The following is a 23,221-nucleotide window of genomic DNA, read 5'->3' as shown; positions in this document are numbered from 1 at the left end:
TGATGCTGGACATCGACCTGATCTTTCCATCACTGAAAATAACATACCCATTATTAACATCGTGCCGCCATCGTCTGACGGTGTATCGCATAATCAGTATAATGAGTTTAATGTTGATCGGAATGGGGTAATATTTAATAACTCAGCTATGACTCACTCATTTGATAGAGAAAAAGATAGTTCACTGATGATTGAAGGTAATAGGCATCTAGTGGCTGCAGGAGGTGAATTTGTTCCGTATGAAAATCCAGCTCGTGTTATTTTAAATGAAGTAATAGGGACGAACAATTCAGTATTAGCCGGACATCAATACGTTATTGGTCATTCTGCAGATTATATTTTGGCTAATCCGAATGGTATTATCTGCGATGGTTGCAGTTTTGATCCTAATTTCAGTCAGGTTACTCTGGTCGTGGGTAAACCAGTGGTCAATGATGGTAGATTACAGGAATTTGATAGCTCAAGTAATACACGAGCAATGACAATAAAGAACACTCGTGCAGTGGAGATGGCAAAAGTATTAACCTTAATTACACCAAAGATTAATGCTGATGGTCATATTGTGGCGACTAAGGAAGTTAATGTTATTATCGGTAATAATAAAGTTTCAAAGAATAATAAAGTAACCCACATTGACGAGAGTAACGAACTAAGTATTCAGACCGATGGCTATTTTTTGGGCAGTATTGCGGCCAATCGTATTCGATTGCACGACACTCGAAAAGGGCGAGACCTGATGTTAAAAGGTAATATTACCGCATCAGAGGCGTTGAATATCAGTGCAGCAGAAGGAACTGTATGGTTAAAAAATGACACTATAGATGCCAAGAGAATTAATATAAATTCCAAAAATATTATCGCGCAGAAAGATATTTCAGCTTTAATAGGTGAAAACAAAAAAAGTAAGTATATTAATATGAGCGGAGATAGTATTAATATTACTGCTCGTGAGAAAAATCAATTAACTGGCATTAGAATCATAGGTCATGATGTATCACTCAAGGGTTCTATACTAACAATTGATGGCTTAGCCCATGAGGATAATAAGATTATAAATTCTGACAATCAAGGTGATGGCATTGGTGATGAAATAACCATTCAGACTGCAAGTGAAAAATATTTTAGCGAGAGTTTAATAAGGGGGTATGGCGGCATTAGCATGGAGTCGACTCATGGTGATTTAATTTTAAAAGGTGTTCATATTGAAGATAATCATGGGAGTATTAAGTTAAATGCACAACGTGATGTGCTTATCAGCGGACTTATATCCTCCAGAACCGATACTAAATTAGTTGAACTGAAAGATATCGGACCAGATTTGAAAAATGGGAATACAAAACGATCTAAGGAGTTTGAAACGCTGACTAAAACAATAATAAAATCAAATAAAAATATTGAATTAACTGCTGAAGGGGATACTCGCCTGGTAGGCGTAGAGATTAAAGCGGCAGGCGAACTCAAGTTAAAAACTAAAGGTAGCATTGCGATAACCCCACAGGAAACCAAAAAATCGAATAAGAGTTATACGGGTTTTACACAATGGGGCGCGTTAGGTGGCAGTGAGAAAGATTCAGACAGTAAATATAATTATGAAAACCAGCAGTCTGATTTGATTAGCTCTAATATTTATATTATTGCAGATGGAAATATTTCAATTATTTCCAGTAAAACCAATGCGAACAACAATATATCTATTAAGTCCAAAGATAATGTTTTTTTAAATGGATTGCTTGATAAAGAAACTATATCTTTTACTAAAGAAACAGGTGGGGCATTTAATGTTATTACAAACTCTAATAGAAGAATTGATAATAATGAAAACTTCATTGATACCGAGATAACATCAAATGGTGATGTTGATATAGACTCAAATAATATTTTTATTGATGGGGCATTAATTAATGCTAAAAATAAGTTAAAAATAAAAAGTAAAGGTAATGTTATTGCCACGGCGGCTCGCCAACAACAAAGAAGTGATGAAGAGAAGAGCGATCTTAGCTGGCAATGGTATGCCAAAAGTCAGGGAGATAAACAATATAGGGCCGGTTTTGAGATCATCCATGCTCAAGATAAAGAGAGTAATAGAAAATTAAATCAAAATCTTGCGACATTAACTGGCGCAGATATTAATATTTCAGCTGTAGAAGATATTAGATTTTTCGGAACAGAGATCAAAACAAACCAAGGAGATCTGACCTTGTCAGCCGATAAGGGAGTACAATTTTTATCGGCAGTGAACTCGAATATGACCAGTAAAGAGAGAAGTATTTACGCCGGTGGAGCCCATTATGATGCTGGTATTGATAACTTTGGTAGTGGTGCAGAGGTAAAATATAATAATAATAAGAGTTATGAGATGACGAATATCAGTATTGGTTCAAAAACAGATATTAATGGTAATATGAAAATTACTGCTAAAGAGGATGTCACTCATCAAGGGGCTAATCATCGGGTGAGTGGAGAGTACCATGAGAACGCAAAAAATATATACCATATGGCAAGCAATGATAAAACCATTCGGGATAATACTGAAAAAGAGATAAAATTAGGAGTAGGTTTTAATATTGATTATAGTAAATATACTCGGCAAATAGAGAAAGTCATAAAGGATCCAAAGAATACACTTCAGCATTTAGGCGGGAAAGGGAGTTTGAAAGGCATTTCTGATCCTAATTTGGGCTTGGATTTTTATGGTAGTGGGAGTAATACAGCGACATCAACCCTTAGCTCTTTAGCGTTAGTCACGGAAATAGAAGCTGGCGATATTATTTTAACAGCAAAAAAAGATATTATGGATATTGGTACACAATATAAAGCCAAGGGTAAGGATGAAAAAAGTGGGTTCTTCAATTTGGCTGCTGCTAACCATTACAATAACACGGCAATAAACTCTAGCCAGGAAAAGGAGAATAAAGAACAAGGCGGTGGTGCTGTCCGAGTGTCAACAACGACAGGTAAGGATGTGAAAGTAACCCTTTCAGCGGAGGGTGAAACTTCGGAAGGAAATAAATATGTCAGTATAATGCTGCCATCATCTATTAAAGCTGGCAACAATGTACTGATTAAAACAATGGGTGATGCATATTATCAAGCCACTGACATATTCTCTGAACGGGGGAATGTCCAGATTAAATCTGATGGAGATATCTATTTCGAACAAGTCATTGATAATGTGCGTAACGACTACAAGCGTACTCATGGAAAAGGTAAATTAGCACTGGGTGGTACAGCAACATCTAAAGAATTTAGTGTGGGGTTGGGGGGCGGATACCAAAAGCGTAATGAACATACATCAAATGCCAAAGTGAGCCAAATTAGAGCACAGGATAATGTCATATTACAAGCAGATAACATTATTCTTAAGGGGACTAAAATTGGCGATGCAGATGCTAAAGTGGGTAATGTTGGAGTGACTGCACGTCAAAAACTTATCTTAGATGCATCACTATCAGATAGCGCCAATAATAATCTCAAGGCGGGTGGAAATGTCAGAGCAGGGGTGAAAATAGGTTCATCTGATACAGATACTTCTAAAATGGGTTTTGTCGGTGGTGATGGTCAGGCAGATAAAATAAATGAATCTACCCTTATCCGTAAAGGAACAAATATTCATAGTAATGGTTTGGTATTACTACAGGCCGGTAGTAATGATAATCAAGCAATTTATACTCAAGGGCTCCAGATTAATTCGCAGCAAGTGGAAATAAGCGCTAATAATGGCGGAGTATTTATGGAGTCATCCTTAAATGTACTACCCAAAGATAATTGGGACTTTGATATTAATGCCGATTTAGTGCTAACCAATAAGTTTGGCAAAGATAGCAATGGCAAGGTTGATAAAAATAGCAGCAGTAAAAGTCACTATACCGGTGCTGGAATAAAAGCAGGTGTTAATACTCAAGATATCTTCGAATATACTAATACCTCCATTTCTACGGATTCTTTCTCACTACAGAGCCATAAAAATACACATATGCTTGGGGTCGATGTTAATACAAATAAGGCTACTGTTGATGTTGGTGGTGATCTTCATATAGAGAGTCAGAAAGATAGACAAAATATTGTTAATGTAGCTGTTGATTTCGCCCTGAGTCATACAAATGATAAAAGCAGCAGTGTGGTGAGCAAAATATCGAAAATTGGCACTAAGCGTTTTGAGAGTAAGATAAAGGAGGTATTAACCAGTGGGATTGACAAAGCTGGTACGGCATACAATAAAAAATTTCCAGGCAAAGATACTATGGCCGGGGTTGTTTTCAATAAAGATAAACAGACAGTAGAATTACCGGCGTTATCAAATAAGACGACTTCACGAAATTTTGCGGATAAGACGGCACGCTTTCTTGGCAACAATTTTAAAACAGGATTGACCGACCCTGCTGGATTAGCGGGCCATGCTAAGCTCGATATAAATATAGTTAAAAATGATGCTATCGATAAGACGTCAGGCATTTTTGCGCAAACAGTCGCTTCTATCATAGTATTGGGTAAAACGGTGCTGAAAGCGGCTCAAATAACCAATGCCAGCGGCATGGTCACCCTAAATATTAATGAGTTGCATCTGGAAAATATGAAAAATAACACTCATCGGAGTCGTGGAGGCTTTAATATTGCTCCCACTGTGATGGGAATAGCTAGCGCGGGTGTGTCTGATACGACGGCAGGAAAAATACCCTTTATATACTCACCTTATATTACTAATGGAACTAGCAATGTTCCCGGAGGAACCTTCCATGACAGGGACGGTGAATTCTTTTTGCCAGAAGTGACTCCTGTTAACTAGCGCTCAGTACGTTAGCCTATAGTTGAGCAGTATAACAAAGGCACCTTTGGGTGCCTTTGACGTTATTGACGTAATAACAAATTACATCCGTTCGACAGTCTGAATACCCAATGTATCAAGCCCTTGTTTTAGGGTTTTTGCTGTTAGCATTGCGAGTTTCAGGCGGCTCTGACGGCTCTCTTCGCTATCAGCATTCAGGATTTGGCAATGCTCGTAGAAGCTGGAGAACAAACCGGCTAAGTCATACAGATAAGAACACATCACATGTGGTGTCCCTTCGCGGGCCACGGTAGTGATGACTTCTTCAAACTGCAACAAACGGGTAGCCAGCGCAGCTTCGCGGTCTTCTGTAATCACTAACGGCAAGGTCAGGCTGCTTTCGTCAATACCAGCGCGCTTAAACACTGAAACCACACGGGTATAGGCATATTGCATGTAAGGCGCAGTATTACCATCCAGCGCCAGCATGTTATCCCAGTCGAAGATATAGTCAGTGGTGCGGCTTTTTGATAGGTCTGCATACTTCACTGCACCAATACCGACGGCTTCAACCACTTGCTTGAGTTCGTCCGCAGGCATATCCGGGTTTTTCTCGGCAATCAGTTTACCCGCACGCTCGATAGCTTCATCCAGCAAATCGGAAAGTTTGACTGTACCTCCGGAGCGAGTTTTGAATGGTTTGCCATCTTTGCCCAGCATCATGCCAAACATATGATGCTCTAGTGGAACAGACTCTGGCACATAACCGGCTTTACGGACGATAGTCCAGGCCTGCATTAGATGCTGGTGCTGACGGCTGTCGATGTAATACAACACGCGGTCTGCACCTAGTGTTTCGTAACGGTATTTAGCACAGGCTATATCGGTGGTTGTGTAGAGATAGCCGCCATCTTTTTTCTGGATAATGACGCCCATAGGTTCGCCATCTTTATTTTTGTATTCATCAAGATAGACAACGGTTGCACCTTCGCTTTCCACTGCCAACCCCTTGGCTTTTAGGTCAGCTACAATTTCAGGCAACATGGTGTTATACAGACTTTCACCCATCACATCGTCTTTGGTCAGGGTGACATTCAGGCGGTCGTAAGCAATCTGGTTTTGCGCCATGGTGATATCAACCAATTTACGCCACATCTGACGGCAATATTCGTCACCGCTTTGTAATTTCACTACATAAGCGCGGGAACGCTTGGCGAATTCTTCATCTTCGTCATAGGTTTTCTTGGCTTGCTGATAGAAAAGCTCCAAATCCGATAAGCCCATATCGCTGGCATTCTCGTTTTGCATTTTTTCCAGATAAGCAATCAGCATACCGAACTGGGTGCCCCAGTCGCCGACGTGGTTGGCACGAATAACATTGTGGCCCAGGAACTCTAACGTCCGTACCGCAGCATCACCGATGATGGTCGAGCGCAAGTGACCAACATGCATCTGTTTAGCCACATTCGGCGCAGAGTAGTCGACCACAATAGTTTGTGGTTCGACTGGCTTAACGCCTAGTTTAGGAGCCTTCAGCGCCTCTTCTACTTTGCTAGCAACCCATTGACGATCAAGGAAGATATTGATAAAGCCGGGGCCTGCAATTTCGACTTTGCTGGCAATACCGTTAAGATCGAGCAGTTCAATGACTTTTTCTGCCAGTTGTCGGGGCTGCATGCCAATTTTTTTGGCGACGGCCATCACACCGTTAGCTTGATAATCGCCAAATTGAGCTTTGGCAGATTGGCGAACCTGAGGTTCGCTGCCTGCTGGAGCACCTGCTGCAATCAGCGCCTGGCTGACTTTATCTGAGAGAAGAGCCTGAATATTCACCGGGTTACCTTAATTACGCACAAAAAATACATTAATGACGCACACGAGCATCTCTGTGCCAGTTAATTCAAACGGGGCCAAAACCCTATCACGCAAGCAGCGGGAAGGTTTGGCAGAGCGTGAGTCACAAGATGGCAGGATTTATACCATATTTGCTCCCCGACGTCAGCATCAGGCCAGTGGTTACTGTCATAGATGAAATAGCGAATTATTGAATGTATAGAATTAATATGGCTGATTAGAACTAATAACTGTAGATTATGGCCGCTTCAATGCCGGAAATAACAGTTAACAGGAGAATAAAATGAGCAGCCTGAAAGATATCGTCGAATTATCGGACTTATTAACAGACTTGCCCTCTTTTGAACAAAAGCTGGTTGTTTTCGCGGCTAAATTAAATCTGGATTTGACGCAATTCAGTGCTGACCATATTTCATTGCGGTGTCATCAAACAGAAACAGCACAACGCTGGCACAGTGGTTTACAACAATGTGGCAATTTGATGTCCGAAACACAAATTAATGGCCGTTCTATTTGTCTATTCGATTTAACACCACCACTGGCTGTTGGACCATGGCAAATAGATTGTGTTGAATTACCTTATCCGGGGAAAAAATATTATCCACATGAAGGATGGGAGCATGTTGAACTGGTGCTAGCCGGGGACCCACAAACCTTGATGCAGCGGGCTAGCGCCTTATTACCGACTACCCTGCCTGAGGGGGTTACGACTAAGTTTAGTTCTCCGCAAGGCGAGCATGAGCGCTTAGCTAATCCAACATTTGCGGTGAGTGATGGTGAGATAACCATTAAGTTTCACCCTTATACTTTGCGACAAATTGTGGATAGCGAGCGCAATGGCTAACGTGTATGGGTTATTTATTTCGATACCGACTATCACTTATGGTTATCACTGTGACTGGCGTCGACTCATTGATTCAAAATGAGTGCCATAGTGAATGCTTCAGTGTCCTTGATTAACGCTTTTTTAGTATGAGAGATTATTTAGCCTGTTATTTAGTCGATTAACTATTAAGCCGATATTTATATGCTGAGAAGTCATAGGGTATTACTGCCGCAGTGGCATCCGTCAAACGGGGGAGAGAATGACTAAATTGGAAATTTGTTGCTATAGCGTGGATTGCGCGCAAATAGCAGAAAAGGCAGGAGCCGACCGGATTGAATTATGCTGCGGTCAGTCCGAAGGGGGATTAACGCCGAGTATCGGTGCATTAATGCAGGCCAGAGAGACGGTTACCATTCCCGTTCACCCAATCGTCCGTCCGCGCGGGGGCGATTTTTGCTACAGCGACAATGATTTCGCCATCATTAAAAATGATATTGCCAGAATCCGTGATATGGGGTTTGCCGGGGTGGTCGTGGGTGTACTGGATATTGATGGTCACATTGATATGCGCCGGATGCGAGAAATAATGTCTGTTAGTGGCTCATTGGCGGTCACTTTCCATCGGGCATTTGATATGTGTCAGAACCCGATGATTGCGTTACAACAATTAGCGGATCTGAATGTGGCGCGAATTTTAACCTCAGGTCAGCAACAGAATGCTGAATTGGGGCTGGCATTATTGAAAGATTTGGTGGCTGCCACTCAGGGTCAAGGACCGATTATCATGGCCGGGGCGGGCGTTCGTCTCACTAATATGCAGAAATTTATTGATGCCGGCATTCGTGAGCTTCACAGCTCTGCTGGCCGAACTGTGCCGTCAACGATGAAATACCGCAAAGCGGGTGTGACAATGTGCGCAGACAGCGATGTCGACGAGTTTGCTCATTATTGTGTAGACGGTGAAGTGGTTGAAGCGATGAAAAGTTTGTTGGTGATGGGCACGCCGTTACCACAATCTGCTTAGATTTTGGGCAGTTGCAGTGATGTAGTTGTCAACACCCCGGCCAATCAGACCGGGGTTTTTTCATGGTTTACGGGCGATGAGTACCGCTCGGAGTGGGGCTGGATAACCTTCAACAGTTTTGGTGGGATCGTTCGGATCGAGGAATTCAGCTAAGGATTCACTGGTCATCCAATCGGTGCGGCGTTGCTCATCGGTAGTGGTCACGGCCATATCGGCAATTCTGACATCGACAAATCCGCATTTTTCTAGCCAGGCTTTTAGGGCCGGAGCCGAGGGAATAAAATACACATTCCGCATCTGAGCATAACGATCACCGGGCACTAATACCTGCTGGCTATCACCTTCAACCACTAAGGTCTCAAGCACCAGTTCTCCCTCATTAACTAACTGATTTTTAAGTTGATAGAGGTGATCCAATGGTGAACGGCGATGATACAGCACGCCCATTGAAAATACGGTATCAAAGGCCGCCAACTCCGGAAGTTGTTCAATACCTAATGGCAACACATGGGCTCGCTGGTCACCCCCGAGCAATTTACGAATAGCTTCAAACTGGCATAAAAATAGCTGCATTGGATCGATTCCTACAGCCAGATGAGCACCCTCACCAATCATTCGCCATAAGTGATACCCGCTGCCACACCCGACATCCAGAATAGTGCGGCCTGCGAGTGGACTGATGTGCGGCAAAACTCGCTGCCATTTCCAGTCGGAACGCCATTCAGTGTCAATATCTAACCCGTACAAAGAGAAGGGACCTTTGCGCCAGGGCATCAGGGCGCGCAACATATTTTCCATCCCTTCACGTTGCCCTGCTGAAATCGGCGGCGTCATCTCTGCCCGAACACCCTCGCGTAAATCCAGCGAAGTTGGCGTGAGCTGCGGCAAGTGCTCAACAGCGTTAAACCAGGTTTTAAACTTACCGTGTAATGATTCGCGCTGCCAGGCACTGAGCTGGGCGGGCAGGGTGTCTAGCCATGGGCTTAGTGGGCCTTTGGCAATCAGCCGGTAAAAATCGCCAAATTCAATCATTGAGCCTCTCCCGCTTTTAGGGCAATTAACGAACCAAAATTAAAACATTGGAACCACACTTCCGCGTGTTCGAAACCGGCCTGATGCAGACGCTTTTTATGGGCTTCAACCGAATCCGTCAGCATGACATTCTCCAGCATGCTGCGTTTCTGACTAATTTCCAGCTCGCTATAGCCATTCGCGCGCTTAAAATCAAGATGCATATTGAACAGTAATTCGCCAATATCACTATCTTCAAAGTTAAACTTCTCGGACAGCACCAAGGCACCACCTGGGCGCAGCCCTTGGTATACCTGATTGAGCAGCCGTTGGCGATCCGCAGGCTCAAGGAATTGCAGCGTGAAGTTAAGCACCACCATTGAGGCATTCTCAAGCTGAATATCTAGAATATCGCACTCCACCACGTCTACAGGCGTTTCTGCCCGGAAGGCATCGATATGACGGCGGCAGCGTTCAACCATTGCAGGTGAGTTATCTACGGCAATGATTTTACAGCCTTCGACTTTGATATTACGCCGCATTGACAGTGTTGCCGCACCGAGCGAACAGCCCAGATCGTAAATGTGACTATTGGGTTGCACAAAACGCTCCGCCAGCATGCCTATCATCGAGATGATGTTGGAATAGCCGGGCACCGATCGGCTTATCATATCAGGGAAGACTTCAGCGACCTTTTCGTCGAACGTCCAGTCACCTAACTTGGCAATAGGGGCAGCAAACAGGCTATCACGCTGTGCTGCTGGCCCAGACTGCTGCTGCGTATCATGTAGAGATTGCGTTTCGCGTTTTGGCATGGCTGTCATTGAATCAGTGAGAAATGAACAAGAAATTAAAGGCGCATATTATAACAGAAAACAGAACAAATGAGCGCGATAAAGCGCGTGTGAATAGTCGATAGGTGAGGGCAGGCATGAAGGCGGCAATTAGCCGCCCGAACTAACTGTATTCCGTTTGGGAACCGAGCAACAATCCGAACAGGCCTATCAGGTCAGGCTAAAAATCTGATCCCAAGGCAGGTAGTAAATATTAGCAATAATCATCAAAACCAACGAAACATAGGTGGCACTCATCCCAGAGCGGCGCCAGCGAATTTCGCGATGACGTAGACCATAATAATGTAGCAGGCGGCCAACTATCAGCATCAATCCACAGATATGGAGCATCCATGTTTCAGCACCGTTCATTTCCATCATAATGAGTAAAATGACTGCAATAGGAATATATTCTACAGCGTTGCCATGTACACGGATGGCGGTTTGTAATTCATAAAAACCACCGTCGCCATAAGCGACTCGGTACTGATTTCTCAATTTAACTACATCAAATGAAAGCTTGATCAATAACAGTGCGCCCAACACCACATAAAGCGAGCTAACCATTTTTAACTCCATTGCCCAACATAGACTGGCCAGATAATGATAACCGCCTACCGTGTTACTGTCGCTAGAAAAATGGTAGGAATCACATTTCTTGATACTCGGTTTAGTGTTTGGAATGATGAAGTTGTGATACAGGGATAAGTACGACCTGAAGGCTGTGATGTGTTTGGTCAAAACCTGCCCCAAGTGGGGTTAAAATAGCGTATTTTGTTCCGGCCAATCTGGGGCTGGGGGTAAGGTAGCAATCACTGCGGCTAATTGCTGCCAAATCTTTTGTGCTTGTTGGGGGGAGTCGCTGTTATCTGGTGTGTGAATGAAAACATAGGGCTGATACTGTTGTTCCCATAGCGGCAGTTTTTGCAGCCAAGGCGAAAATAATGCCAGGTTATCCTCCAATTGGTCGCCACCAATAAAGCGTACCAACGGTTGATCGCCAGTGACGATCGCATGCACAGGAAGGCGCGGCTTCTTACTTTGCGCGTCACGAACCGCTTCGGTGAGAGGCCTTGCCGCATGTATAGGGCGGCTATCAAGCATCACTCGATTGACTGCGCGTTGGTGTAAGCCTTGGTTGAGCGCGCGTTCGGCATTACCTTTGGCAAAAAAATCTGGGTGACGCACTTCAACGCCATAATGGAAACCTGCCGGCAATTTATCGATAAATTGCCATAAACGATTGAGTTCGTTTGGCCCGAAAGCGGCGGGTAACTGTAACCATAATTGTCCAATCCGATCATGCAGCGGGGACAAACATTGGTAAAAAGCCTGCAAATCTTTATCACAGTCACGCAGAGCCGCTTGATGGCTGATTGTCGCTGGGAATTTAAAACAAAAGCGGAAGCTATCGGGCGTCATATCGCGCCAGCGTTGAACTATTTCCAGCCGTGGCAGTGCATAAAAAGTGGTATTCCCCTCAACACAGTTAAAGTAGCGACTGTAATCAGCCAAGTCCTTGATACCTAATCGGCTCCAGGTCGGGTGTTGCCATTGCGGCAGTCCTATATACATCTTTTACCCTTCTTACTTGGCGCTACAGCGTGGTTAGCTGCATTCACGCACCCGAATCACTGACCGGTGTCAGCTCATCGGGATTTATTCATTTGCTGCCTAGCTGTAACACCAATTAATTTGGGTAAATCCTTCTTACAGGACGTTACAGCGTGGTTAGCGGGTATGAGTTTATAACGTTACGCACTAAGGGCTGCAAGGATCTCTGTGCTGTTGCGTACGCGGGATATGCGCGGGAAGATTTTTTCAACCGCGAATTGCTGCATTTCGGTGCTGGCGGTGCTGCAACCATCCTCTGCTATGACTAACTCATAACCATGTTCCCATGCGGCGCGGGCGGTAGATTCGACACCAATATTAGTAGCGATCCCCGCCAGTACAATGGTTTTGATCCCGCGGCGACGCAGTTGTAAATCTAAATCGGTACCATAAAACGCACCCCATTGGTGTTTTATCACTTTGATATCGTTATCTGTAACTGCAAGCTCTGGTGGGAAAGTCCACCATGATTCAGGTAAACCACCTGCCGGATTTGGACTGGGTTGATCGACCGGTTGTTTCAGCGCTTCAGCAAATGAATCAGACCAACCTACGCGCACGAAAACCACCGGGGCACCGAGCTTACGAAAGCGTTCTGCCAGGCCAGCATTGGTCGCGACGACCTGCTCTGCACTGTAAGGGCCTTTGGCAAAGGGTAAAATGCCCTGTTGTAAATCAATCAGTACCAATGCGGTGGTTTTTGCATCAAGTTTCATGGTGTTATGCCTCGGTATCATTGGAGAAATTCTGGACGATAGACTTAATCTGTTGACCAGTTTATGCCAACATATGTTATCGGGCGGTCCTTGTGAGGAGATAATTTTGTTAAATGATGTGTTAAAACAGGACTGAAATAGGTTTTGTCGTGCCTGAGCTGTGCGTTCGCTCTTATCTACGCCACGAATTTCCTTTATAATGACCCCCTTTTTTCAACACTCTTTAATCCAAAATACCTATACATATATGCCTATATACGAATATGCGTGTAGCGCTTGCAACCATCGATTAGAGAAATTGCAAAAATTTTCCGACGCGCCACTGACTCAATGTCCTGCGTGTCATCAGCCCGCGTTAGCGAAACTTATCTCTGCGGCCGGCTTTCAATTGAAAGGCACCGGTTGGTACGCGACAGATTTCAAGCCGGGCAGTAACAGCAAACCAGATAATAAAAGTAAACCAGACAGTAGTAGCTGAGGCTCAAATTAGGGCTCATCAGAAAATAGCCGCACGGGCAGTGTATAACGCGTGCGGCACCGGCTGAGTAAAAGGATATTGTATGCGTACTGAGTATTGCGGGCAGTTGAATCTGTCCCATGTTGGCCAAGAAGTGACACTTTGTGGTTGGGTTAACCGTCGTCGTGATCTCGGTGGCCTGATTTTTATTGATATGCGCGACCGCGAAGGCATTGTTCAGGTATTCTTCGATCCCGATCATAAAGCCGCTTACGAGCAAGCTTCTGAACTGCGCAATGAGTTCTGTATCCAGATTACCGGTACTGTGCGCGCACGTCCTGACAGCCAAATCAATAAAGATATGTCGACCGGTGAAGTGGAAATCTTTGCCAATACACTGAATATCATTAACCGTTCTGAGCCTTTGCCACTGGACTCAAATCAGACTAACAGCGAAGAGCAGCGCCTGAAGTATCGCTATCTGGATTTACGTCGCCCTGAGATGGCCGATCGCCTGAAAACGCGCGCTAAAATTACCAGCTTTGTGCGCCGCTTTATGGACAGCCACGGTTTCCTGGATATTGAAACCCCGATGCTGACCAAGGCGACGCCGGAAGGTGCGCGGGACTATCTGGTGCCAAGCCGTGTACATAAAGGCAAGTTCTATGCACTGCCACAGTCACCGCAGTTATTCAAACAATTGCTGATGATGTCTGGTTTTGACCGCTACTATCAGATTGTAAAATGCTTCCGTGATGAAGATTTACGTGCTGACCGCCAGCCAGAATTTACTCAGATCGATGTTGAAACCTCTTTCTTGACCGCCGACCAAGTGCGTGAAGTGATGGAGAAACTGGTACGCGAATTATGGCAGGAAACCAAAGGCGTCGATCTCGGTGATTTCCCGGTGATGACTTTTGCCGAAGCTATGCGTCGCTACGGTTCTGATAAGCCGGACCTGCGCAACCCAATGGAATTAGTGGATGTCGCTGATTTAGTTAAAGATGTCGAGTTTAAAGTCTTCTCCGGCCCAGCTAATGACGCCAAAGGCCGTGTCGCGGCATTGCGCGTACCGGGTGGCGCACAGGTCACGCGCAAGCAAATTGACGAATACGGTCAGTTTGTCGGCATTTATGGTGCGAAAGGCTTGGCATGGTTGAAAGTTAATGACCGTGCTGCTGGCGTTGAGGGGGTACAAAGTCCAATCGCGAAGTTCCTCAGTGCTGATGTGCTGGAAGCTATCTTGGCCCGTACTCAGGCTGAAAGTGGCGATATCCTGTTCTTTGGTGCTGACAGCTTTAAAGTGGTGACGGATGCGATGGGCGCATTGCGTTTAAAAGTCGGCCGCGACCTGACATTGACCAAACTGAATTCATGGGCACCGCTGTGGGTCGTTGACTTCCCAATGTTCGAAGACGATAGCGAAGGCGGTTTGTCTGCCATGCATCATCCGTTCACTGCGCCTAAAGATATGAGCCCAGAGCAACTGGCTGCGGCACCGACCACCGCTATCGCCAATGCTTACGATATGGTCATTAACGGCTACGAAGTGGGTGGCGGTTCAGTACGTATTCACCGCACTGAAATGCAGCAACAAGTGTTTGGTATTCTGGGCATCAATGAAGAAGAACAGCGCGAGAAATTTGGCTTCCTGCTGGATGCATTAAAATTCGGCACTCCACCACATGCGGGTCTGGCTTTTGGTTTGGATCGTCTGGTTATGCTGTTGACCGGCACTGATAACATTCGTGATGTTATTGCCTTCCCGAAAACCACGGCTGCGGCTTGTCTGATGACGGATGCACCAAGTTTTGCCAATCCTGCTTCACTGCAAGAGCTGTCTATCAGCGTGGTAGCGAAGAAAGGGGCCACTGATAGCTCGGCAGAAGAGAATCAGTAATGAATTATACATACCCAATAGATTTCAAGATGCAGGAAGGCGGCAAGCGAGATTATTCCGATGAACTTACATCGGTAAGTGATTCGGATGATTGAGTGCAGCCAACACACCTGTAGTTTGAAAGATGACGGGTATAAGCGGCCTGAGTCTATTTTGGCGGTGATCTACGCCAGAAACAGTGGCCGGGTGTTGATGTTACAACGGCGTGATGATCCTGATTTTTGGCAGTCGGTCACCGGCAGTCTGGAAGGGGATGAAACGCCGTTGGAAACCGCACAGCGCGAAGTAAAGGAAGAAGTCGGCATTGATATACTGGGTGAAAATCTGGAGCTGTTCGACTGCCAGCGCTGTGTGGAATTTGAACTCTTTGTGCATTTGCGCCGTCGTTATGCACCAGGTGTTACGCGCAATAAAGAACATTGGTTCTGTCTGGCGTTACCCGAAGAGCGGGATGTTGTGATTACCGAACATCTTGCTTACCAGTGGCTAGATGCTGCGGATGCCGCAGCGTTAACCAAGTCCTGGAGTAATCAGCAAGCGATTGAAGAGTACGTTCTTTATTCAGTCTAGTTAGACTATTTTGGAGATTCTTATTTATGGCAGGTCATAGTAAATGGGCCAACACAAAACACCGTAAAGCGGCACAGGATGCCAAGCGCGGTAAGATTTTTACTAAAATTATTCGTGAGTTGGTGACCGCTGCACGCCTGGGGGGGGGGATCCTGGTGCGAACCCACGGTTACGTGCGGCTATTGATAAAGCGCTGTCAAATAATATGACACGCGACACCCTGAACCGCGCAATTGCCCGTGGTGTTGGTGGTGATGAAGATAACAATATGGAAACCATCATTTACGAAGGCTATGGCCCAGGCGGCACTGCCGTAATGGTTGAATGCTTAAGTGATAACCGTAACCGTACCGTATCTGAAGTTCGCCATGCATTCACCAAAACCGGTGGTAATTTGGGGACTGATGGTTCGGTTTCTTATCTATTTACCAAAAAAGGTGTAATTTCCTATGCACCGGGTTTGGAAGAAGATGCGGTGATGGATGCAGCATTGGAAGCGGGTGCTGATGATATCGTAGTCTACGATGATGGCGCTATTGATGTGTTTACTGCCTGGGAATCTCTCGGCGCGGTGAAAGATGCACTGGATGCTACCGGTCTGGTTGCCGAAGGCGCTGAAGTTTCTCTTATTCCATCAACCAAAGCTGAACTTGATGCAGAAACTGCACCAAAACTGCTGCGTCTGATTGATATGCTGGAAGACTCAGATGATGTGCAAGAGGTTTACCATAACGGTGAAATCTCTGATGAAGTGGCAGCAACACTGTAAGTCAGTGTATTTTTATTCTGCTATTTAGCTCTATTTTAATACCCTAAATAATTCGAGTTGCAGGAAGGCGTCCAACACACATGCAGCTTAAAATATGACGGGTATAACACTGGCCACATTTTGTGGCCAGTGCCATTAGAAGCACTGAATAAGGTGAATAAACTGGTATGGCGATCGTATTAGGCATCGACCCCGGTTCTCGTGTCACCGGTTATGGCGTAATTCGCCAACAAGGTCGTCAGCTCACCTATCTGGGCAGTGGCTGCATCCGCACTGTCGTTGATGATATGCCTACTCGCCTGAAGTTGATTTATGCAGGTGTCACTGAAATTATCACTCAGTTCCAACCCGATTTTTTTGCAATCGAACAAGTATTTATGGCGAAAAATCCGGACTCTGCCTTAAAGCTAGGGCAGGCGCGAGGAGCGGCGATTGTTGCGGCAGTAAACCTGAATTTACCGGTTTCTGAATATGCAGCTCGTCAGGTTAAACAGACGGTGGTAGGTACGGGGGCGGCGGAAAAAAGCCAGGTTCAGCACATGGTTCGCTCACTGTTGAAACTTCCTGCGAACCCACAAGCTGATGCCGCAGATGCGTTAGCGATTGCCATAACCCATTGCCATCTGAGTCAAAATACCCTGCGCTTAGGGAATGACCAAATGGTGCTGGCGCGCGGCAGGCTCCGCTGACGAATCGGTTCCCGACCGATTTGTATCTTGCTTGCGGCCTTCCTACATCTTGAAATCTTTGGGGTATACTGTAGGCTGGATATCCATCCAGCCTTTTTTGTGCTATAAAAAGCCATTATGTTTATACCCGAATGTGGGTAAACGAGGAGAGAGTCAACGTGATAGGGCGCCTCAGAGGTATCATTCTGGAAAAACAGCCACCTTTGGTGTTGCTGGAAACAAATGGTGTTGGCTATGAAGTCCAACTACCGATGACCTGTTTTTATGAGCTGCCAGATATTGGGCAGGAAGCCATTATCTTTACCCAGTTTGTCGTGCGAGAAGATGCTCAGCTACTATACGGTTTTAATGATAAGCAGGAACGAGCACTATTTCGCGAACTAATAAAAGTGAACGGTGTGGGGCCAAAACTGGCGCTGGCCATTCTTTCTGGAATGTCTGCGCAACAGTTTGTTGCTGCGGTTGAACGCGAAGATATTACCACTTTGGTAAAATTGCCGGGGGTCGGGAAGAAGACCGCAGAGCGGTTAGTCGTTGAAATGAAAGACCGATTTAAAGGCCTCAATGGTGACTTGTTTAACAATACCGCTGATATTCAGTTACCTGCCAGCAATTCGTCACAAATTTCAGATGCCGATATCGAAGCGGAAGCCGCTTCTGCGCTGGTGGCTTTGGGCTATAAACCACAAGAAGCCAGCCGCCTGGTGAGTAAAATAGCTAAACCGGGTGCAGATTGTGAAACCCTGATCCGTGATGCTTTGCGCGCTGCTTTATAGCTAGAGGTAGATAATGATTGAAGTAGAGGTCTAAAATGATTGAAGCAGACCGCCTGATCTCTGCGGGTGTTATCAGTGATGAAGAGAGCATTGACAGGGCTATCCGTCCGAAACTATTGGCTGAATATGTCGGGCAACCTCATGTCCGTGAGCAAATGGAAATCTTCATCCAGGCAGCGAAACAGCGTGGTGATGCGTTAGATCATGTGCTGATATTTGGCCCTCCGGGTTTGGGTAAAACCACACTGGCCAATATTGTTGCTAATGAAATGGGGGTCAATCTGCGCACCACTTCCGGGCCGGTGTTGGAAAAGGCTGGCGACTTAGCCGCTATGTTGACCAACCTGGAGCCACATGATGTTTTGTTTATTGATGAAATTCACCGATTATCGCCAGTAGTAGAAGAAATTCTCTACCCGGCGATGGAAGATTATCAACTGGATATCATGATTGGCGAAGGCCCAGCTGCACGCTCCATCAAACTCGACCTACCGCCGTTTACCTTAATTGGTGCTACCACTCGAGCCGGTTCATTGACCTCTCCACTGCGCGACCGCTTTGGTATTGTGCAGCGGCTTGAGTTCTATCAAGTCGCTGATTTAGAACATATCGTTTCGCGCAGTGCCAAGTGTCTGGGTCTTGAATTGACCCCGGAAGGCGCGCATCAGTTAGCACGCCGTTCCAGAGGGACGCCACGTATCACCAACCGCTTGTTGCGCCGGGTGCGTGACTTCGCTGAGGTGAGGGCTGATGGGGCTATCAACGGCGATGTAGCCATGAAAGCGCTGGATATGCTGAATGTTGATGCTGAAGGGTTCGATTTTATGGATCGAAAACTTTTGCTGGCTGTCATCGATAAGTTTATGGGGGGGCCAGTGGGGCTGGATAACCTCGCAGCGGCAATTGGTGAGGAGCGGGAAACCATTGAAGATGTTTTGGAGCCGTATTTAATCCAGCAAGGTTTTATTCAACGCACTCCGCGCGGGCGCATTGCGACCAATCACGCTTATAAACATTTTGGTATCACCCGCGAAGAGTAATCTCATTGATGCAAGGGCTGCGCTATTGTCAGCCCCGATAAATGAGATTCTCAGGCTACAGCATCTTCCGTGGCCGATGAATTAATCATTCGGTTAAGCCACGGGATAAGTAGCGCCATAACTAACGCAATCACCAGTGTGACCATACCAATTTTGCCAAATACATCCGTATAGATAGGTAAGGTTTCAAGTGGATCCGTCATGCCCTCAGGTGTCGCGGTGAAGGTCGCAACATAGCCGCCAATCAGGAATGAGGCCGCCTGCGTCAGGAACCACATCCCCAGAATAAACCCCATTAAATATTGCGGTACCAACGCCGCCACCATCGCCAGGCCGAGGGCGCTTATCATCAATTCCCCCAAGCTCTGGAATAAATAAACCAGAACAATAAACCAAGGTGATGTTAGACCCTGTGCATCAGCGAACCACATTCCGGCTGCCGCCGCAGTCAGAAAACCCAGCGAACATAAAAACATCCCTAGAGTAAATTTTGCAGGCATGGATAAGTCACGATTTTGGCTGCCCAATCGGGTATAGATTGAGGCCAAAATAGGGCTGGCGACTACCACCCAGAATGGGTTAAGCGCTTGGAAACTGACGGGATTGATACTGAATCCAAGGATCTCATGATGGACATTATTGATAGCAAAGAAGTTAAGTGAAGTCGGCATCTGAGCATATAAAACGTAAAATACGATAGCTTCAATCATCAGAATGAAAGCAACATACATTTTATTACGGCCCAGTGGGTCCTGCTTTGATGCTTCTCTGAAGAAGATAAAGACGACGATCAGCGACAACGCGATTAGCACCAAATTGGCAATGAACACATGATTCATCAACCAGGCGCAGACACATATCATCACTACGCTGCCCAGCAGCACCAACAGCAGATTGCGCCAATTTAGGGGTTTTGTATCGGGTTCAGAACCAATGTGGCGCACCATATGGCGACAGCAGAAGTAAACCAGGAGAGCAAAAATCAAACCAATGCCGCATAAGTAATAGGTCACGGTATAACCGAAACGTTCGGCTATAACAGGAGCCAATGAAAGTGACAGTAAGGAGCCGATATTGATCGACATATAGAATAGAGTGAAGGCTCCGTCCAACCGAGGATCTTTCGGTGGATAACATTTAGATAATAAGCTGGCTGGGTTGGCCTTGAATAAACCATTCCCCACAGCAATAGTGCCTAAAGCAAAGAAAATCAGGTTCGGTTGGTATAATGATAAACCGGTGGCGAAATATCCCAATGCCAGCACTACCGCTCCTAAGACCATAGTGCGCTTAGTCCCGAGTAGATGGTCACCGACATATCCGCCGATGGAAATTAGGCCATAAACCAAAGCAGCAAAAGCACCAAAAGTGACAAATGCTTGTTCTTGTGAGAACCCAAGCTGTTTAACGAAGAAAACAGCCAAAATACCTTGCACGCCGTAATAACCGAATCTCTCCCATAACTCGACAAAAAAGATCATAAAGAACGGTTTAGGTTGCTGAAGTAAACCTGTGGGGGTGGATCTTTCCATGATAAGTCGCCTCTGCACGAATAGTCATTCGGCGTAAATTGAGAGCGTACAAGGCCCATGCAGAGACGAGTTAAGAATCTGCATAATCAATATATTGCTCAATGTTTGAAGTGTTATGCAGGGTATTACACTGCATATATATTGTATTTGTGGTTGATCACACTAATTAAAATATAAAAAACAGAATTGATGCTTGAGGGGGGGTAGGGGAGGTGGTTAAGAATGGGGTTTATCAATAAAACCCCACTTAACAATGATTACCCGCGCGCTTTTTGCGACAGACTTAGGATGAACATCACTGCAGCACACAACACGACTGAAGGGCCCGCAGGGGTATCATAAAAAGCAGAGAAGGTTAAGCCACCGGTCACGGCAACAATACCAATACCAATGGCGATACCGGCCATTTGTTCTGGAGTACGGGCAAAACGGCGTGCGGCGGCGGCAGGAATGATCAGCAAGGACGTAATAATCAGTGCACCAACAAACTTCATCGACAAGCCAATAGTCAGTGCGGTCACCAGCATCAGCAGCATCCGGACGCGTTCTAAATTAATACCGTCCACATGAGCCAGTTCCGGGCTGATAGTCATTGATAGCAATGCTCGCCATTGCCAGCACAATATCCCAAGCACTATCACTACTCCTGCGGCTATCAACCAGATATCACTCAATGTAACCGAAAGCAGATCACCAAATAGATAGGCCATGAGATCAACCCGCACATTATGCATTAGGCTAACAACTACTAAGCCCAGAGATAATGCACTGTGAGCCATAATCCCGAGTAGTGTGTCAACGGCCAACTGCGGGCGGCGTTCCAACCACACCAGAACCAGTGCCAGCAACATGGTCATCACGATGACAGCATAAAATGGATTCACATTTAGCAGTAAACCGAATGCAACACCCAGCAATGATGCATGCGCTAAGGTATCACCAAAATAGGACATCCGACGCCAGACAACAAAAGATCCCAGAGGCCCCGCCGCCGTTGCCAGCAATACGCCCGCTAACCACCCAGGCAACAATAATTCAATCATGCGCCACGGCTCCCACTGTTCTTCAAAATAATCTTTCCGTGTAAATCATGACGATGATTATGGTGATGACGATAAACCGCTAATTGCTCAGCGCCACGCTGACCAAACATGGCAATAAACTCAGGATGAGTTGAGACCACTTCTGGTGCACCGGAACAGCAAATATGCTGGTTAAGACATAATACTTCATCGGTTTTAGCCATCACTAAATGCAGGTCATGGGATACCATCAGCACGGCACAGCCGAGTTCTCTACGTAATTGTTCAATTAAGTCATACAACGCGAGTTGCCCGTTAACGTCAACGCCTTGCGTCGGTTCATCCAACACCAGCAACTGTGGACTATTCAATAATGCGCGGGCTAAAAGTACCCGCTGGTTTTCACCGCCGGACAGTTTTTGCATTGGCTGATCTAATAGATGAGCAGCATGTACCCGCTTTAGTGCTGGCAAGATATCTGCTTTTTTGACGCCGGGTTTCAATCGCATGAAACGGCTCACTGTTAGCGGTAATGTCGTATCCAGATGGAGTTTTTGCGGTACATAGCCAATGCGCAAACCCGGCTCACGAATAATCGAGCCGCTGGTAGGAGCAATCAGCCCTAACACCACACGCACCAAGGTTGATTTGCCCGCGCCGTTTGGCCCAAGCAGAGTAAGAATTCTTCCCGGACGCAAGGAAAGGGAAATATCATTGAGCACCCGCCGACTACCAAAAGTGACGGATATCTTATTTAGAGTTACCAGTGTAGACATTATGATTACGTTTGCAGAACCGATTGAATGTTATAATATTACGCTTAACCCATCAAAACGTCGAGAATTCGTATTATGTTACACAAAAATAAATGGCTAAAGCGCGCAATGTTGGCCAGTGCAATATTAATTGCCAATCCATTTAATATTGCCTCAGCAGCGGTCGTTACATCAGTGCGACCGCTGGGTTTTATCGCCTCAGCTATCGCTGATGGCGTATTGCCGACAGAAGTCTTATTGCCCGACGGTGCATCACCGCACGATTATGCCCTGCGTCCATCAGATGTCCAGCGGTTACGCAGCGCTGACCTGGTTATTTGGGTTGGGCCGGAAATGGAAGCATTTTTATCGAAACCACTAACGCAAGTTGCTGATAATAAAAAGATAGCATTGGCACAGTTACCCTCGGTCATGCCTTTATTGATGAAAGGTAATGAAGATGATGAACATGAAGGGGAAGGCGATGGGCATGACCATGATCATGCTGAAGATAATCACCATGATGAGCACCATCACGGCGAGTATAATATGCATATTTGGTTGTCCCCCATCATTGCCAAACAATCTGCAATTGCTATTCACGATAGATTATTGGAACTTATGCCACAAAATAAGGACAAATTAGATGCAAACCTGCGCCGATTCGAGGATCAACTAGCGCAAAATGAAAAAAATATTGCTACTATGTTAAAGCCTGCACAAGGTAAGGGATATTTCGTTTTTCATGATGCTTATGGCTACTTTGAAAAACACTTTGGCTTGAGCCCATTAGGGCATTTTACAGTCAATCCCGAAATTCAACCTGGTGCGCAGCGTTTACATCAAATTCGAACACAGTTGGTTGAGCATAAAGCGGTATGCGTTTTTGCTGAGCCACAATTCAGGCCGGCCGTCATTAATGCTGTCGCCAAAGGAACAGACGTGCGTTCAGGCACCTTGGATCCTTTGGGGAGCGGCATAGTATTAGGCAAGGACAGCTATGTGAACTTTATGTCTCAGTTGTCGAACCAATACGTGAGCTGCCTGAAGTAAGATTAAAAGGATACTCAT

General features: G+C 45.7%; 19 protein-coding genes and 1 pseudogene. 11 read left to right on the top strand and 9 right to left on the bottom strand.

What is annotated here, in order from left to right:
- The first annotated feature begins 61 nt into the window (after window positions 1-61).
- Window positions 62-4,783 (top strand): hemagglutinin repeat-containing protein, encoded by a 4,722-nt coding sequence (locus ACF3VQ_RS11610; RefSeq protein ID WP_392430973.1) that lies wholly within the window; start codon window positions 62-64, stop codon window positions 4,781-4,783.
- 81 nt (window positions 4,784-4,864) lie between these two features.
- On the opposite strand, the gene argS is transcribed toward ACF3VQ_RS11610, so the two are convergent.
- Window positions 4,865-6,595: an arginine--tRNA ligase gene (argS, locus tag ACF3VQ_RS11605; protein WP_392430970.1), complete on the bottom strand. Its 1,731-nt coding sequence runs from the start codon at window positions 6,593-6,595 to the stop codon at window positions 4,865-4,867.
- A gap of 304 nt (window positions 6,596-6,899) precedes the next feature.
- Between argS and ACF3VQ_RS11600 the strand changes: the two genes are divergently transcribed.
- Together ACF3VQ_RS11600 and cutC are read left to right on the top strand one after the other, a co-directional pair.
- The gene (locus tag ACF3VQ_RS11600) at window positions 6,900-7,460 is read left to right on the top strand and encodes a VOC family protein (protein ID WP_392430968.1); all 561 of its coding nucleotides are present in this window, start codon (window positions 6,900-6,902) and stop codon (window positions 7,458-7,460) included.
- A 241-nt stretch (window positions 7,461-7,701) separates the two neighbouring features.
- Window positions 7,702-8,466, top strand: a complete 765-nt coding sequence (cutC, locus tag ACF3VQ_RS11595; protein WP_392430966.1) for a copper homeostasis protein CutC — start codon at window positions 7,702-7,704, stop codon at window positions 8,464-8,466.
- 60 nt (window positions 8,467-8,526) lie between these two features.
- Here the strand turns inward: cutC and cmoB are convergent, their stop codons facing one another.
- From cmoB to ACF3VQ_RS11570, 5 genes are all read right to left on the bottom strand, one after another.
- A complete protein-coding gene (gene cmoB, locus ACF3VQ_RS11590; protein WP_046050819.1) occupies window positions 8,527-9,498 on the bottom strand; it encodes a tRNA 5-methoxyuridine(34)/uridine 5-oxyacetic acid(34) synthase CmoB in 972 nt (323 codons plus the stop codon).
- Window positions 9,495-10,292 carry a carboxy-S-adenosyl-L-methionine synthase CmoA gene (gene cmoA, locus ACF3VQ_RS11585; protein WP_392430962.1) on the bottom strand — a complete coding sequence of 266 codons (798 nt, stop codon included), beginning with the start codon at window positions 10,290-10,292 and terminating at the stop codon, window positions 9,495-9,497. The genes cmoB and cmoA overlap by 4 nt, the downstream gene beginning before the upstream one ends.
- Window positions 10,293-10,481: 189 nt before the next feature.
- The gene (locus ACF3VQ_RS11580) at window positions 10,482-10,877 is read right to left on the bottom strand and encodes an MAPEG family protein (RefSeq protein ID WP_005165969.1); all 396 of its coding nucleotides are present in this window, start codon (window positions 10,875-10,877) and stop codon (window positions 10,482-10,484) included.
- A 192-nt stretch (window positions 10,878-11,069) separates the two neighbouring features.
- On the bottom strand, window positions 11,070-11,885 hold the full coding sequence (locus tag ACF3VQ_RS11575) for a DUF72 domain-containing protein (RefSeq protein ID WP_392430959.1): 816 nt from the start codon (window positions 11,883-11,885) through the stop codon (window positions 11,070-11,072).
- A gap of 179 nt (window positions 11,886-12,064) precedes the next feature.
- A complete protein-coding gene (locus ACF3VQ_RS11570; protein ID WP_392430957.1) occupies window positions 12,065-12,640 on the bottom strand; it encodes a hydrolase in 576 nt (191 codons plus the stop codon).
- A 199-nt stretch (window positions 12,641-12,839) separates the two neighbouring features.
- On the opposite strand from ACF3VQ_RS11570, the gene ACF3VQ_RS11565 reads away from it, so the two are divergent.
- The 7 genes and pseudogenes from ACF3VQ_RS11565 to ruvB all read left to right on the top strand — a co-directional run bounded on the left by ACF3VQ_RS11565 (window position 12,840) and on the right by ruvB (window position 18,841).
- Window positions 12,840-13,118, top strand: a complete 279-nt coding sequence (locus tag ACF3VQ_RS11565; RefSeq protein WP_320407046.1) for a zinc ribbon domain-containing protein — start codon at window positions 12,840-12,842, stop codon at window positions 13,116-13,118.
- A gap of 82 nt (window positions 13,119-13,200) precedes the next feature.
- Window positions 13,201-14,997, top strand: a complete 1,797-nt coding sequence (aspS, locus tag ACF3VQ_RS11560; protein ID WP_392430954.1) for an aspartate--tRNA ligase — start codon at window positions 13,201-13,203, stop codon at window positions 14,995-14,997.
- 87 nt (window positions 14,998-15,084) lie between these two features.
- A complete protein-coding gene (gene nudB, locus ACF3VQ_RS11555) occupies window positions 15,085-15,567 on the top strand; it encodes a dihydroneopterin triphosphate diphosphatase (protein WP_050333995.1) in 483 nt (160 codons plus the stop codon).
- Window positions 15,568-15,593: 26 nt separating this feature from the next.
- Window positions 15,594-16,336 (top strand): annotated as a pseudogene (locus tag ACF3VQ_RS11550) (YebC/PmpR family DNA-binding transcriptional regulator).
- 167 nt (window positions 16,337-16,503) lie between these two features.
- Window positions 16,504-17,025: a crossover junction endodeoxyribonuclease RuvC gene (gene ruvC / locus ACF3VQ_RS11545; protein ID WP_004390700.1), complete on the top strand. Its 522-nt coding sequence runs from the start codon at window positions 16,504-16,506 to the stop codon at window positions 17,023-17,025.
- A 158-nt stretch (window positions 17,026-17,183) separates the two neighbouring features.
- Entirely contained in the window at window positions 17,184-17,801 is a 618-nt protein-coding gene (gene ruvA / locus ACF3VQ_RS11540; RefSeq protein WP_392430950.1) for a Holliday junction branch migration protein RuvA, read from the top strand.
- A 35-nt stretch (window positions 17,802-17,836) separates the two neighbouring features.
- Window positions 17,837-18,841, top strand: a complete 1,005-nt coding sequence (ruvB, locus tag ACF3VQ_RS11535) for a Holliday junction branch migration DNA helicase RuvB (protein WP_005163065.1) — start codon at window positions 17,837-17,839, stop codon at window positions 18,839-18,841.
- A 50-nt stretch (window positions 18,842-18,891) separates the two neighbouring features.
- Here ruvB and dtpB read toward each other — a convergent pair whose 3' ends face one another.
- The 3 genes from dtpB to znuC all read right to left on the bottom strand — a co-directional run bounded on the left by dtpB (window position 18,892) and on the right by znuC (window position 22,171).
- A complete protein-coding gene (gene dtpB, locus ACF3VQ_RS11530; protein WP_392430948.1) occupies window positions 18,892-20,373 on the bottom strand; it encodes a dipeptide/tripeptide permease DtpB in 1,482 nt (493 codons plus the stop codon).
- 257 nt (window positions 20,374-20,630) lie between these two features.
- The gene (znuB, locus tag ACF3VQ_RS11525; RefSeq protein WP_392430946.1) at window positions 20,631-21,416 is read right to left on the bottom strand and encodes a zinc ABC transporter permease subunit ZnuB; all 786 of its coding nucleotides are present in this window, start codon (window positions 21,414-21,416) and stop codon (window positions 20,631-20,633) included.
- Complete coding sequence (gene znuC, locus ACF3VQ_RS11520) at window positions 21,413-22,171, bottom strand: zinc ABC transporter ATP-binding protein ZnuC (RefSeq protein ID WP_050075480.1); 759 nt, start codon at window positions 22,169-22,171, stop codon at window positions 21,413-21,415. The genes znuB and znuC overlap by 4 nt, the downstream gene beginning before the upstream one ends.
- 75 nt (window positions 22,172-22,246) lie before the next feature.
- On the opposite strand from znuC, the gene znuA reads away from it, so the two are divergent.
- The gene (znuA, locus tag ACF3VQ_RS11515) at window positions 22,247-23,203 is read left to right on the top strand and encodes a zinc ABC transporter substrate-binding protein ZnuA (RefSeq protein ID WP_392430943.1); all 957 of its coding nucleotides are present in this window, start codon (window positions 22,247-22,249) and stop codon (window positions 23,201-23,203) included.
- The last annotated feature ends 18 nt before the right edge of the window (window positions 23,204-23,221 follow it).

The sequence above is a fragment of the Yersinia fenwicki genome (assembly GCF_043099325.1).
Taxonomy (GTDB): domain Bacteria; phylum Pseudomonadota; class Gammaproteobacteria; order Enterobacterales; family Enterobacteriaceae; genus Yersinia.
Note: the sequence above shows the minus strand (reverse complement) of the source record. Positions and strands in the feature narration are given on the sequence as shown.

Bases quoted from the DNA above. Each gene is read 5' to 3' on its own strand.
- ACF3VQ_RS11600 (WP_392430968.1), top strand. From the start codon at position 6,900: ATGAGCAGCCTGAAAGATATCGTCGAATTATCGGACTTATTAACAGAC.
- cutC (WP_392430966.1), top strand. From the start codon at position 7,702: ATGACTAAATTGGAAATTTGTTGCTATAGCGTGGATTGCGCGCAAATA.
- cmoB (WP_046050819.1), bottom strand. From the start codon at position 9,498: ATGATTGAATTTGGCGATTTTTACCGGCTGATTGCCAAAGGCCCACTA.
- cmoA (WP_392430962.1), bottom strand. From the start codon at position 10,292: ATGCCAAAACGCGAAACGCAATCTCTACATGATACGCAGCAGCAGTCT.
- ACF3VQ_RS11580 (WP_005165969.1), bottom strand. From the start codon at position 10,877: ATGGTTAGCTCGCTTTATGTGGTGTTGGGCGCACTGTTATTGATCAAG.
- ACF3VQ_RS11575 (WP_392430959.1), bottom strand. From the start codon at position 11,885: ATGTATATAGGACTGCCGCAATGGCAACACCCGACCTGGAGCCGATTA.
- ACF3VQ_RS11570 (WP_392430957.1), bottom strand. From the start codon at position 12,640: ATGAAACTTGATGCAAAAACCACCGCATTGGTACTGATTGATTTACAA.
- ACF3VQ_RS11565 (WP_320407046.1), top strand. From the start codon at position 12,840: ATGACCCCCTTTTTTCAACACTCTTTAATCCAAAATACCTATACATAT.
- aspS (WP_392430954.1), top strand. From the start codon at position 13,201: ATGCGTACTGAGTATTGCGGGCAGTTGAATCTGTCCCATGTTGGCCAA.
- nudB (WP_050333995.1), top strand. From the start codon at position 15,085: ATGATTGAGTGCAGCCAACACACCTGTAGTTTGAAAGATGACGGGTAT.
- ruvC (WP_004390700.1), top strand. From the start codon at position 16,504: ATGGCGATCGTATTAGGCATCGACCCCGGTTCTCGTGTCACCGGTTAT.
- ruvB (WP_005163065.1), top strand. From the start codon at position 17,837: ATGATTGAAGCAGACCGCCTGATCTCTGCGGGTGTTATCAGTGATGAA.
- dtpB (WP_392430948.1), bottom strand. From the start codon at position 20,373: ATGGAAAGATCCACCCCCACAGGTTTACTTCAGCAACCTAAACCGTTC.
- znuB (WP_392430946.1), bottom strand. From the start codon at position 21,416: ATGATTGAATTATTGTTGCCTGGGTGGTTAGCGGGCGTATTGCTGGCA.
- znuC (WP_050075480.1), bottom strand. From the start codon at position 22,171: ATGTCTACACTGGTAACTCTAAATAAGATATCCGTCACTTTTGGTAGT.
- znuA (WP_392430943.1), top strand. From the start codon at position 22,247: ATGTTACACAAAAATAAATGGCTAAAGCGCGCAATGTTGGCCAGTGCA.